This window comes from Bacillus sp. WMMC1349 (assembly GCF_013155385.1).
GTDB lineage: Bacteria > Bacillota > Bacilli > Bacillales > Bacillaceae > Bacillus.
Map to the genome: position 1 here is coordinate 641,419 of NZ_JABJUQ010000007.1, position 12,947 is coordinate 654,365.

A 12,947-nucleotide genomic window follows, 5' to 3' on the forward strand; every position below is an offset into this window, starting at 1 on the left:
AATATTCACTTCCAATAATTTTTTTAAAATAATAAATATATAATCATAATAATTCAGATATTGTAGATACAAGGGAAAGAGTCATAATAACTAGAAAAATGCTAAATAAGATTGCTCGCTCTTTCCTTAAAACAAAACATGTAAACAAGACAACAAAACTAAACTTAAATAAAAATTCAAGATAATCATTACTATAAATATAATTTATTGCCATTGAAGTTAGAGCGATAACTGCTAAAGGTTTCTTTGCTCGTGCTAAAAAACCTCGCCATCCAGTTTCCTTTACTTTCCAGGATCCCAGAAGGTTTTCCACATCAATAGATGTGCTTGGTAGGAGATGTTGCGTATCTATCTTCACATACGCTGGTTGAAGGTAAGGAGCGGCACCCTTCAAAGACTCCTGTCCCCAATAAAAGGCTCTATCATTAATCTGCAGAGGTTCAATTGCTCTGGATCTACCTTTACTGTCGCCATATGCAGGCATAAGTTCGATTTCGCTATCTCGGGAGAAAACAACCCGCTGTCCTTCTGTTTTACCAAAATATTTTCCCCACCGCATAGTTCGCAAATCGCTATATAAAAACCTTAGTATATGATGTTTTCGCAGATTAGCCATGCTTACATCAACAGCAAGCCACCCCTCATCCTCTAAATATATTTCATTCCACGCATGGCCATTCATTTTTCCAAAAGACCAACTTCCAAATAAAGTTCTTGTGGGAATTCCCAGGGATCTACACAAGGAAGAAAATAAAAAGGAAAACTCAGCACAATCTCCATTTTTAAAACGAAGGAAGGATTCTACTCCTCTGCTCTTAGGAGGATACTTATACTTATAATTGGTGACAATATATCGAAAAATCGCCTTTGCTTGATCTCTTTTATTATTTATCCCCATTGTAATATCCCGTGCAAGATCTAACGTCTTTTTATTAACAGGTGAAAGAATCGTATCTCTTAAATAATATGCTTTCTCTTCCCTGCTTAAAGGTATCATCACCCCTTTTGAGGTATACCATTCTCGTGTATATTGAAAATGTAATGTGTCATTTTTATGTAGAATGAAGTAACCTAGATTGTCACCAGTAGGCAGTCTATGTAGTTGAGTTGGTTTTAATGTAGCGTAGTCCAATCTTTCAGGGATAGGGAGCCAAAGTTCTATTGTTTGATCTAAGGAGTTTTTATAAAAATAATTGACAAGAATCGGATTTTTCCTCATTTCATTTCCTCTCCCTTATTAATATTTTCATTATATTTTATTTCACTAGAACGTTTTTGAAGTAGGGAGTATTACTTGTTTTTTCTCTGGTTTCTTTATTTTATTTCTAATGTAAATATAAATATTCTTGTAATCTTTATCGCTAATAAGTATCGTATCTATTAAAATTATAGTTAGAGAGAAAGTTATCAAGCCCATTACTACTGCAATTCCTAAATGTAAAATGACAAGTAAGATAAGTGCTATATATTTTGTTATCTTGTTAAAAAGTAAGAAGGGAAATGCTACCTGCAAAAGAATAGTAAAATAGGTAGAGAAGACTATTAAAAAATCAGATGAAATAATGATATCGCTTATCCAGGGCAAGTTAAACTCTTGGACTTGCAAGATATAGTATATTGCAGTACCATTTTGCCAAAGCTCTCCCATTACTTTATATAAAGATGAGTTTAGATATAAGATACATAATTGCACAATTATGGCTAAAACCCCAAAGTTGTGGATGATATTTAAGTAAAAATTATTTCTAAATCTCCCCTCTTTTTTTATCATTTTATCTACAGATAGATATTTATTAGTTTTAATAAAAAACATATAAATTAAAGTTATTGCCATGATATTATCTCCACCATCTAAAATTACGGTATTTTGCTGGTCAAGTGAATAAATAAATATAAAATTGAGGATGGTAACAATTCTAGTTTTATAACCAACTGTAAATAAAATGGCCGTTAAAATACCTAAATGAAATATTATCTCAAAATAAACTATAGAATCTCCTAAACTATATAAAGTAAAAGGCTTTAGTTGTTCTGAGTAATCTGTTTGAGACATGCCATTTGGTCCCCATATAAAATGTCTCTGTCTATAGTTTATAGCGTATGTATATAAAATTATTAAACCAAACCCTACCCTTAAAATACTTGCTCCAATCAGAGACTTTTTATCTGAAGCTAGCACCATAATTTTTTTAAATAACAATACTATCACCCGCTTCTTTTAATTATAGTATTTCTCCCAATCATATGTAATATAAGTTTGTTTTCTTTCGTAATCTTGATTGTTTCGCTTAGAAAACGGTATAGGTTCTGTTCTTAACACTCTAACTCTCAACTCTTCTATATTTTGGTTTTTAAAATAGATTTCTGCGTAATGCTGCCCAAGGTTATATAACATTTGTATGCCGTCTTTCTGATAATCAGTTAATTCTTTATCTTTATTGTTCTGACTCTCTAAATGTGGATTTTCCATTGATTTTTTAAGTTCTATTTTATTCATTAATTTATCTTCATTTACTGTTTGCATATAAGCACCCGTTCCAAGTCTTACTAATGTATTTATAGGTGAAATTCTATTTTTGTGATTTGCATCGTATAATGGAGTTGAAATATCAATCCAACTAGATTCTTCGCCGTTCTTATCTCGCACTTGAACATTAACATATGTGTCCCTAGATAAAGGGTTTGGAGCAAACAATTGCCAGTTTTGTGCGAAAAGAGGATGCATATATGCAAGTATAGGTGCATTAATTTTATTTTTAATCGGATTAAATGGAAGGACATATAAAGCAGTTAAAGAGAAATGGAAAACAAATAAAATACATATCACAATAAAGAAAACTTTTTTCATTTTTAACATTCTCTCCTCTTTACAAGGAGCCTCATAGTGAGGTAGAGGCCCCTTATTATGTTCTTCATTTTAATATCAGTCAAATATTACCTCTGCGTTTTCTGGTACATATTCAGACTTTGTGGATGAACCTGTAGCTTTTTTGTATGCATCCGCCCCTGCGGCACCTAAAAACCCTGCACCAAAGGCTGCAGATCCCCACTTAGCTACTTGACCGGCAGCTTTTACTCCAGCTTGAGCTACTCTAGCAGCTTGTCCAATTGCAGCAAGTGCAGGTAGGTACTCTGGTTCCAATACAGATGATTCTTTAGCATTTTCAAAGTTCACCCGTTCAATTGGCTGAACCGTTGAAGCAGAAACTGAGGATACACCAACAAATGCACAAATAAGAATTAGGCTAATAGCTATTAACCTTTTTTTCATTTCTAACCCTCCTTTTTACTAAAAAATTAAATTATGTATTTATCTGGGTGTTAATCTTTATATTACCATATGTTGATGATCAATACAATGAATTATCTGAAAAAACAAAAATATAAACATACTAACAATAGTAGAAGTGAAGGAAAGTCGAACAGCCCTCAGGACAAGAAACCGTATTAAAAACCGACCAACTTCACACCCTTATTTGAATCAGTTTAGTATGTTGGATCCGCGAGATCGTGTATAAGAAAATAGAATCGATAAGGCTCTGTGAAGGCTTCTAAGGTTGGTTAAAAAGGATGAGGAAGCTAAATGAAACATGTAGGGCGCCTTAACATCAGTATGGGCAAAAGTACAATCGTAATTTATAATTCTAATCGGCGATGTGAGTATGAGGGCGATCTTCACCATACAAGCCCGGCTTTTGAGTCATTCAAAGAAATATTAGATCAATTAAAGGTTCAAGATGAGCAAGCTCCTGAAATTATATTGAAGCAACTGGATTTTATTGTGCATCGTTAGAACGATTCTTTCAAATCGAAGGGTATGCCTATTATAAAATCAATACATTTAGAAGCAACTTTTCAATGGCTTATGCGCCGGCATAAAACGGATATCAACGATGCACATCAGCTAGAAGACATTTTTAAACGGAACGTCGCCAACATATCAACAAGATGAGACATAATAAATCTTCTTGATATTGAACACTTACTCTTTGGAGAAGTTGTTTTCGTTCTGGCAATGGATTCATACCCAAATGGTAACCATTCCACTATCGGCTTTTTTGTTCCTAGCATACACTCAATTGTTGTACTTTTTCCTGCACCGTTTGCACCAAGTAAACCAAACACCATCCCTTGTTTTATGTAGAGATTCAAATTTTTAACTACTGGCAACCCATTATAAGTCTTAGTTAACTGATCCACACGAATGACATCTAGCATACATATTTCCTCCTTTAATCTTGTTCACATAAAAAAATAACACCAGTCAGAAGGCTGGTGTTAAATTGTAAGCTTTATTAAAATCTGTTTTTCATATTTTGCAGTTGAATCATCATAATCTGCGCGTTGTTCTCAGCTTTATTCAATGAATCGATTAACTTATCGCATACTGATATAATTTCCTCATTCCTTGTGGGAGTATGAAGCACTTCTTTTAAGTTTGCATTTGGGTGTGAGGACAATGCATTGAGCATACGTAAAATTGACTCAAGAGAATAATTTGCACACCGGAGAGAACGAATTATTTTTAATTGCCTTATATCTCTATCACTATAAATACGATAACCATTTTCTTTCCGTTTAACAGATAAAAGACCATTCATCTCCCAATTTCTAAGTGTGTCCATAGAAATATGAAGATATTCGGAAACTTCTTTTCTTTTCATGGATAGTTTATTTATTGTTGATTCACCATCTAAAAGCCGTTTCACTATGTCTATGGCTTCTGCATGATTTCGTTCTTCTTGTAATTGTAATCTATATTCTTGGGTAAGTTGTAAGGCCTTATCGTAATCATTTGATGCTGCCGTTTTGACCATATTGATAATCTTTTTTCTTAATCCATTTTGAAGCACTTCTACTTGGAAAGCAAGTCGAGCAAGTTTGAGTTGCTCTAAATGAAGATCAGTGAAAATTCGATAGCCATTTCCTTGACGTTCAGGTTTTGCAATAAGACCTAAATCTTCATAGAGTCGAACTGTATTGGGATGGACTCCAATTATTTTAGCAATTTGAGCTGTTTTGTAACTTTTCATGGTTCAATTCACCTCAACACTACTATCTTAACACCGATTAAAAGTCTGGTGTTTTAATGGAGAGTTTGCACTTGGTTGAAGCCGTTATTTTCTGTGGTAAGAAAGGTTTAGTATTTCTGAACACATTATTGGGTGGTGGATCTTATCTGTCCCTCTTCATCAACTACCGTACCAAGATAAAAAGGTAACTCATAACTCACTAACACTATAATTATCGCATTTCTTAACCGATTAAAGTCTGTTGCTCCAAAGTAAGTGCCTTTCAAGCCTGGTTTTAAGAAAAATGACTCACATGTAGATGATGTGGCAAAGTCAGTCGACTCATCATAATTGACATGGTAAAATAGTCCTATAATAAATGTTGTGTAGTAGGAGAAATAATGGGCATTTTATTTTTGTTGATCTTATTTTGTTTCATTATTATTGTAGTTATCACAATCTTTTCAGGCAGTTGTTTTCGTTTGCTTAAAAAAATGCCGGTCTTGAAAAGAATTGCTTTCATAGGATGTTTGTTTACCATATTGCACATCAGCATTTTTTATATATCAGCAGTAGGGAGCGACTCATCTGTTGACTTGAGAAATGAAAGTTTAGCAAACCTGAAAATTGGTCAGGAGATAAAAAGTGAGCATCAATTTGTGAAAAAGTACGATGTAAAGGAAGAGGGGACAGTTGTTCTGTCTGAAAAAGGAAAAATAGATCCGAATCTACTCGTTACAGTAGATAAGAAAAAAAGCATTGTTGCGCTCACCTCTGAGGGGAAAAAATATACAACTTCTAAAGGAATTCAAGTAAAAGATACCTTTCAAAATGTCGTGAAGACATATGGTGAAGATTATAAAGACCTTTGGTTTGTTGAAGGATATGAATCAGGCATTCAATATCAGGATAAACAAAACGATCTTTTATTGGAGTTTTATTTCATTGATAACAAAGTAGCTTTAATCAAATTGGAAGAATCGTAATTTTGAGACTTTTAGAAGAAACTTGTGGAAAGTTCGTAAAGATCCGGAAATACAACGAACAAATCGGACATTATGATGAATAATGTTCGTTTTTTATATTGTACTATCGGTTAGATGCTGTTACAATACAATAGTAAATTATAAAAAAACTTGTCGTATAATCATGGGGATATGGTCCATAAGTTTCTACCAAGCTGCCGTAAATAGCTTGACTACGCTTGTATATATGATTTGAGATATAATATATCTTTTTTTCAGTATACAAAAAATCGTCAGTCAAGCGTCCCGTTTCATTGGGGCGTTTTTTGTTTAAAATTTAAGGTTTTTGAAACAATAAAAACGACAGTACATTGAGAGGAGTCTACCATTTTGAAGCGTTACTTTCAGTTTAATGAATTGGGTACGAATTATCGAAGAGAAGTGATTGGCGGACTTACGACTTTTTTATCGATGGCATACATATTGATCGTCAATCCGCTGACATTGTCTTTAGCTTCTATAGACAATTTTCCTGATGCATTGCGAATGGATCAAAGCGCCGTCTTCACAGCAACAGCTCTTGCGGCAGCAGTTGGCTGTTTTACGATGGGGATCTTGGCCAAGTATCCGATTGCACTTGCACCAGGAATGGGTTTGAACGCGTTTTTTGCTTTTTCCGTTATTTTAAACATGAAGATTCCATGGCAAACAGCTCTTTCTGGTGTCATGGTATCAGGACTGATTTTTATTGTGTTATCTTTGTCTGGGTTACGGGAGAAAATTATCAATTCGATTCCGTTTGAGCTCAAAATGGCTGTCGGTGCAGGGATTGGGCTGTTTATTGCTTTCGTCGGACTGCAAGGCTCACACCTCATTGTCAGCAATCCAGGTACAATCGTGGCGCTTGGTGATGTGCATTCAGCACCTGTTCTTCTAACTGTGTTTGGATTAGCTGTGACAGTGATTTTAATGGTGTTACGTGTTAACGGCGGTATTTTCTTTGGAATGCTAATAACAGCCGCTGTTGGTATGATATTTGGTTTGATTGATGTACCGGAAAAAGTTGTTGGGGCAGTTCCGAGTCTTGCACCAACATTTGGACAAGCATTGTTCCATTTTCCTGAAGTATTCTCAATGCAAATGCTAATTGTCATTTTAACGTTTTTATTTGTTGATTTCTTTGATACAGCCGGTACATTGGTTGGAGTTGCTTCACAGGCTGGTTTGATGAAAGATAATAAGTTGCCGCGTGCTGGACGTGCATTGCTTGCTGATTCAACTGCAACTGTCGCAGGAGCGATCCTTGGGACATCGACAACAACATCTTATGTCGAATCTAGTGCAGGGGTAGCCGCTGGGGCACGCTCCGGTTTTGCCGCAGTTGTTACAGGTTTACTGTTTTTATTGTCACTATTTTTCTCACCAGTTCTCAGCGTGATTACCTCAAATGTGACCGCGCCTGCTTTAATTATCGTTGGTGTCTTGATGGTTGCCAATCTCAATAAAATCGAATGGAGCAAATTTGAAACAGCAGTACCGGCATTTTTAACGATGATCGCGATGCCGCTGACGTACAGTATTGCGACAGGGATTGCCATCGGTTTTATTTTCTATCCGATTACAATGATTTGTAAAGGTAAAGCAAAAGAGATCCATCCGATCATGTACGGACTGTTTGTCGTTTTTGTTCTCTATTTCATTTTCTTAAAATAAAAAAGTGAAAAGCTCTGTTCATTCACACGGACAGAGCTTTGTTTTGTTCCATATTATAAGAGTGGAACATTCACATTCTATCTTCCGTCATATATAACAACTAAGGGTTTTACTTGACTGTTTCACATGACTTGGGTAATTTATAAAGTGCATTTCATTTATGTGAAAGCTGCTCAAAAAGAATGGGAGTTGCTTATATGATGGACGAAAAGTATAAAAAAAATCATAAGGATATAGAGCAAGAACCGGCATCAAGAATGTCGAGAAATTCACGGAAAACAAAGAAAAACCAAGAACCTGTGACATTCGCTGCGAAAGTCAAAATGATTTTCGCGATTGTCATTGCGGCTTTGGTTCGTTACTTCAGCTATGTACTGGATGTTTTAAAATCCCCAGTTCGCATCGTTGAAGAGTATGATCGAAGTTATGTTAAGTATGCCGTAATATCTATGATGCTGATTGCTGTCTTTTTTTCGCTTGGCAATTTTTATCAGTTACTGGCGGGGCGCGGCAGAATTCTTGGGTTTGGCGTATCTGTTCCATTCTTTGAAGTGTTTTTTGTCGTGTTTCTGTACTGTATGATCTTTATGTTTACAGTGGCGGCAGCGATCTGGGCCGTATCAAGATTTATGATGACTTATAAAATAACGCTTGCTGAAACAGTGGCAAAGTACGGGTCACTTTTAGTGCCATTTATCATACCAGCGGCACTGTGGATGGTATTTGCGATTGTCAATTTTACGGTCATGACAGTGATTCTTTCCATTTTAATGTTTCTAGGTCTGACATTTGCGTCATTCACGATGATTCAATCCATTTATGAGCAAACTGAAAAAAGACGGGCTGATTTAATGTACTGTGTTTTTAGTGTGCTGTTGATTGAGTTGGTGTTTGTCGGTGTGACTTGGAAGTTTATCGCTGGTTATCTATTGTCTTCACTGATTCCTGTTTAAGGGTAAATAAAAAGGCGTTCAATCATGAGCGCTTTTTTATTTAGTATGATTAGCATCTTTTTGGTTATCAATATGATATCGATTATTTAATAAAGGAGAATAACAGAACTCATGACAAAGCCGAAGAAAAAGCGGTTTGAAGTGACGGAAGGGGAAACAATCGATACCGTCCTCAACCAAATGCAAAAAGAAGGATATACGCCGGTGCGCCGAATGGAGGAACCGGTGTTTAAAGAAAAAGAGGAGAATGGTACAATTCAAGTGATTCCCTACGGAAGAAAAATAATATTTGAAGGGAAATTAAGCTAAAACCGAACATTAAAACAACAAAAAACAGTATTGTTCGATAATGTCGTTGACATTCTCGAAGTCCGTTGTTAAGATAAACATGACATGAAAACACGAACCTCATATAATCTTGGGAATACGGCCCATAAGTCTCTACCCGATGACCGTAAATCATCGGACTATGCAGGAAAGTGAACAATAAACTGACATGGAAATCGTGAGAAGCGGACAACTAATGATACACGCGCCATGCCCGGTTTGTGTTGCTTCCTAATTATGCAATGCAAACCGGGTTTTTATTTTGGAAAACTAAAGGTGGGACATAAATATGCAGCCTCTTGTAGGTGTGATTATGGGTAGTACATCTGATTGGGAAACGATGAAACATGCTTGTGACATCCTTGAAGAATTAGAGATTCCATTTGAAAAAAAGGTTGTTTCTGCTCATCGAACACCTGAATTGATGTTTGAGTATGCAGAAACAGCAAGAAAACGAGGTTTGAAAGTGATCATTGCCGGAGCAGGAGGCGCAGCTCACTTGCCAGGGATGGTTGCTGCTAAAACGACGTTACCTGTGATCGGTGTGCCGGTTCAGTCAAAAGCATTGAACGGGCTTGACTCATTATTATCGATCGTGCAAATGCCGGGCGGTGTTCCAGTGGCAACGGTTGCGATTGGAAAAGCCGGTTCTGTCAATGCTGGATTGCTTGCGGCGCAAATACTTGCTGCCTTTGATGAGAAGCTAGCTCAAACATTACGTGAACGAAGAGAAAAGGTAAAAGAAACCGTTTTGGAAAGCAGTGATCAGCTTGTCTAAACAGATTTTCCCGGGAAAAACAATCGGTATCATCGGTGGAGGCCAACTTGGTAAAATGATGGCGGTCGCTGCTAAACAAATGGGCTATCATGTAGCCGTGGTTGATCCAGTTCCAGCATCACCTTGTGGTCAGGTTGCAGACCTTGAAATTACAGGAGCTTACAATGATCAAGAAGCGATTCAAAAGCTTGCCGAAGTGAGTGATGTCATGACCTTTGAATTTGAGAATATCGATTATGATGCCCTCAAATGGCTTGAAGTCAATGCTTATTTACCTCAAGGAAGCGAGCTTTTACTGTTAACCCAAAACAGGGAGACAGAGAAAAAAGCGATTGAAGCTGCAGGCTGTAAGGTGGCTCCATACAAAATCATACATGAGCAGACCGAGCTTGTAACAGCTGTAGCAGCGCTTGGGCTTCCGGCTGTTTTGAAAACATGCAGCGGCGGATATGATGGAAAAGGTCAGTTTGTGATCAAAGAAAAGGCACAAATCAAAGAAGCGGCAACACTTCTCCAACATGGAACTTGTATTTTAGAAAGCTGGGTTCCTTTCAAACTGGAGTTATCAGTGATTGTCACTAGGTCAGTATGCGGTGAGATTGCTGTCTTTCCAGTCGCAGAAAATATTCATAAAGATAATATTTTGTTCCAAAGCATTGTTCCAGCGAGAGTTCCCGGTGCCATTCAGGAAAAAGCAACCGCTCTCGCTGTCAAGCTTGCCGAAAAGCTTTCACTTGTCGGGACACTGGCCGTTGAATTGTTTCTGACTGAGGATGGTGAATTGCTCGTCAATGAGCTTGCACCACGCCCGCATAATTCAGGCCATTACACGCTTGATCTTTGTGAAACAAGCCAGTTTGAACAGCATATTCGTGCCATCTGCGGATTGCCGCTTGGTAAAACAGACCTTTTAAAAGAAGGGATGATGGTCAATCTGCTTGGCGATGAAGTGAACATCATTCAAAACGAGCCGGATATTTTAAAAGAAGCAAAACTTTATATTTATGGAAAGCATGAAATGAAACCAGGACGCAAAATGGGACATATCACATTTGTAAGAAAACCTGATCAAGACTGGATCAAGCAGATAACTGAAAAGTGGACGGAGGAAGAAAAACATGATTGAACGTTATTCAAGACCGGAAATGGCTGCAATATGGACGGATAAAAATAGATTTCAAGCTTGGCTTGAAGTAGAGATACTTGCTTGTGAGGCATGGGCTGAGCTTGGCATTATTCCGAAAGAAGATGTCAAAGTCATCCGTGAAGATGCGTCATTTGATATTAATCGGATATTAGAAATTGAACAGGATACTCGCCATGATGTTGTTGCCTTTACCCGCGCTGTCTCTGAAACGCTTGGTGAAGAAAGAAAATGGGTTCATTATGGTTTAACATCAACAGATGTTGTTGACACTGCTCTTTCTTATTTATTAAAACAGGCAAATACGATTTTGCTCAATGATCTTGAGAGATTTATTGACATATTAAAAGAAAAAGCAAAACAACATCAATACACGGTCATGATGGGACGAACACATGGTGTGCATGCAGAACCGACAACATTTGGGTTAAAACTTGCCCTTTGGTATGAAGAAATGAAGCGTAACCTAGAACGCTTTAAACAAGCAAAAAAAGGGATAGAAGTTGGCAAAATCTCCGGTGCTGTTGGAACATATGCCAACATCGATCCGTTTGTTGAACAGTATGTTTGCGAGAAATTAGGTTTGCAACCAGCTCCAATATCGACGCAAACATTACAGCGTGACCGGCATGCTGATTATATGGCTACTCTTGCATTGATTGCGAGCAGCATTGAGAAGTTTGCTGTTGAAATCCGCGGACTGCAAAAAAGTGAAACACGAGAGGTTGAAGAGTTTTTCGCCAAAGGACAAAAAGGTTCCTCAGCAATGCCGCATAAACGAAATCCGATCGGATCAGAAAACATGACAGGAATGGCCCGAGTCATCCGCGGCTACATGATGACTGCGTATGAAAATGTGCCGCTTTGGCATGAACGCGATATTTCCCATTCTTCTGCAGAACGAATTATTTTGCCTGATGCCACGATCGCACTAAACTATATGCTGAACCGTTTCGGCAATATCGTCAAAAACTTGACCGTTTTCCCTGATAATATGAAGCGCAATATGGATCGCACACTCGGACTGATCTACTCCCAGCGTGTCCTGCTTGCTTTAATTGATACCGGGATGACTCGCGAAGAAGCATATGACACTGTACAGCCGAAAGCGATGGAAGCTTGGGAGAAACAAGTGCCATTCCGTCAACTTGTTGAAGCTGAAGACAAGATTACATCCCGTCTTACTCCTGAGCAAATCAATGATTGCTTTGATTACAATTACCATTTGAAAAATGTTGACTTTATCTTTGACCGTTTAGGTTTGTCATAAAAAAAGGGTCGCTTTGCCGACCCTCCACTATAAAAATATTTCCAAGATTCAGTATAGGAGGCATTCCGTGAATATTGTGAAAAACGAACTTTTATATGAAGGAAAAGCTAAAAAGATTTATCGGACGGAAGATGACCGTGTTCTGCTTGTTGAGTACAAAGATTCTGCGACAGCTTTTAATGGCGAAAAGAAAGCTGTGATCACTGGAAAAGGCCGTTTAAACAATGAAATTTCCAGCATCATTTTTACAAGGCTTCATGAGAAAGGCATCAATAATCATTTTATTAAAAGAATATCGGAAACAGAGCAACTGATTCAAAAAGTGAAGATCATCCCCCTTGAAGTCGTTGTCCGCAATGTTGTTGCCGGAAGTATGTCAAAACGGCTCGGCATTCCTGAAGGTACTGAATTGAAACAGCCGATTATCGAGTTTTACTATAAAGATGATCATCTTGGTGATCCGCTTATTACAGAGGATCACATTTGGCTCTTAAAAGCGGCTGAGCCTAACCAAGTGGAAAACATCAAAGCGATTACTAAACAGGTCAATCAACAACTGCAACAACTGTTTGCAACATGCGGTGTGAAACTGATTGATTTCAAGCTGGAATTCGGGCTTGATCAAACTGGGGAAATTCTGCTGGCTGATGAAATTTCTCCTGATACGTGCCGGCTTTGGGATCAAGAGACGAACGAAAAGTTAGATAAAGATGTGTTTAGAAGGAATTTAGGCGAATTAACAGATGCGTACGAAGAAATTTTCAATCGACTTGGAGGCATGTAAT

15 protein-coding genes and 2 riboswitches are annotated in these 12,947 nt (G+C 37.4%); of the genes, 9 read left to right on the top strand and 6 right to left on the bottom strand.

What is annotated here, in order from left to right:
* Positions 1–43: 43 nt before the first annotated feature.
* From HOO54_RS05695 to HOO54_RS05710, 4 genes are all read right to left on the bottom strand, one after another.
* Positions 44–1,219, bottom strand: coding sequence for a transglutaminase-like domain-containing protein (locus HOO54_RS05695; RefSeq protein WP_172293270.1), 1,176 nt, complete (start codon positions 1,217–1,219; stop codon positions 44–46).
* Between the two features lie 45 nt (positions 1,220–1,264).
* Positions 1,265–2,200 (bottom strand): HTTM domain-containing protein, encoded by a 936-nt coding sequence (locus tag HOO54_RS05700; protein ID WP_172293272.1) that lies wholly within the window; start codon positions 2,198–2,200, stop codon positions 1,265–1,267.
* 18 nt (positions 2,201–2,218) lie between these two features.
* A complete protein-coding gene (locus tag HOO54_RS05705) occupies positions 2,219–2,857 on the bottom strand; it encodes a DUF5819 family protein (protein WP_172293274.1) in 639 nt (212 codons plus the stop codon).
* A gap of 66 nt (positions 2,858–2,923) precedes the next feature.
* On the bottom strand, positions 2,924–3,271 hold the full coding sequence (locus HOO54_RS05710) for a hypothetical protein (RefSeq protein ID WP_172293276.1): 348 nt from the start codon (positions 3,269–3,271) through the stop codon (positions 2,924–2,926).
* A 312-nt stretch (positions 3,272–3,583) separates the two neighbouring features.
* Between HOO54_RS05710 and HOO54_RS05715 the strand changes: the two genes are divergently transcribed.
* Positions 3,584–3,793 carry a hypothetical protein gene (locus HOO54_RS05715; protein ID WP_172293278.1) on the top strand — a complete coding sequence of 70 codons (210 nt, stop codon included), beginning with the start codon at positions 3,584–3,586 and terminating at the stop codon, positions 3,791–3,793.
* 107 nt (positions 3,794–3,900) lie between these two features.
* On the opposite strand, the gene HOO54_RS05720 is transcribed toward HOO54_RS05715, so the two are convergent.
* Both HOO54_RS05720 and HOO54_RS05725 read right to left on the bottom strand, forming a co-directional pair.
* Positions 3,901–4,218 carry an ATP-binding cassette domain-containing protein gene (locus tag HOO54_RS05720; protein WP_172293280.1) on the bottom strand — a complete coding sequence of 106 codons (318 nt, stop codon included), beginning with the start codon at positions 4,216–4,218 and terminating at the stop codon, positions 3,901–3,903.
* A 77-nt stretch (positions 4,219–4,295) separates the two neighbouring features.
* On the bottom strand, positions 4,296–5,033 hold the full coding sequence (locus tag HOO54_RS05725) for a MerR family transcriptional regulator (RefSeq protein WP_172293282.1): 738 nt from the start codon (positions 5,031–5,033) through the stop codon (positions 4,296–4,298).
* A 521-nt stretch (positions 5,034–5,554) separates the two neighbouring features.
* On the opposite strand from HOO54_RS05725, the gene HOO54_RS05730 reads away from it, so the two are divergent.
* From HOO54_RS05730 to purC, 8 genes are all read left to right on the top strand, one after another.
* A complete protein-coding gene (locus tag HOO54_RS05730) occupies positions 5,555–5,998 on the top strand; it encodes a hypothetical protein (protein WP_172293284.1) in 444 nt (147 codons plus the stop codon).
* 133 nt (positions 5,999–6,131) lie between these two features.
* Positions 6,132–6,233, top strand: a riboswitch (purine riboswitch).
* Positions 6,234–6,367: 134 nt separating this feature from the next.
* A complete protein-coding gene (locus tag HOO54_RS05735; protein WP_172293286.1) occupies positions 6,368–7,690 on the top strand; it encodes an NCS2 family permease in 1,323 nt (440 codons plus the stop codon).
* 197 nt (positions 7,691–7,887) lie between these two features.
* A complete protein-coding gene (locus tag HOO54_RS05740; RefSeq protein WP_172293288.1) occupies positions 7,888–8,643 on the top strand; it encodes a hypothetical protein in 756 nt (251 codons plus the stop codon).
* A gap of 111 nt (positions 8,644–8,754) precedes the next feature.
* Positions 8,755–8,952: an NETI motif-containing protein gene (locus tag HOO54_RS05745; protein WP_172293290.1), complete on the top strand. Its 198-nt coding sequence runs from the start codon at positions 8,755–8,757 to the stop codon at positions 8,950–8,952.
* 79 nt (positions 8,953–9,031) lie between these two features.
* Positions 9,032–9,133, top strand: a riboswitch (purine riboswitch).
* A 126-nt stretch (positions 9,134–9,259) separates the two neighbouring features.
* A complete protein-coding gene (purE, locus tag HOO54_RS05750) occupies positions 9,260–9,748 on the top strand; it encodes a 5-(carboxyamino)imidazole ribonucleotide mutase (protein WP_172293292.1) in 489 nt (162 codons plus the stop codon).
* The gene (gene purK, locus HOO54_RS05755) at positions 9,741–10,874 is read left to right on the top strand and encodes a 5-(carboxyamino)imidazole ribonucleotide synthase (RefSeq protein ID WP_172293294.1); all 1,134 of its coding nucleotides are present in this window, start codon (positions 9,741–9,743) and stop codon (positions 10,872–10,874) included. Before purE ends, purK begins: the two co-directional genes overlap by 8 nt.
* A complete protein-coding gene (purB, locus tag HOO54_RS05760; protein WP_172293296.1) occupies positions 10,867–12,162 on the top strand; it encodes an adenylosuccinate lyase in 1,296 nt (431 codons plus the stop codon). The genes purK and purB overlap by 8 nt, the downstream gene beginning before the upstream one ends.
* Positions 12,163–12,229: 67 nt before the next feature.
* The gene (gene purC / locus HOO54_RS05765) at positions 12,230–12,946 is read left to right on the top strand and encodes a phosphoribosylaminoimidazolesuccinocarboxamide synthase (protein ID WP_172293298.1); all 717 of its coding nucleotides are present in this window, start codon (positions 12,230–12,232) and stop codon (positions 12,944–12,946) included.
* The last annotated feature ends 1 nt before the right edge of the window (position 12,947 follow it).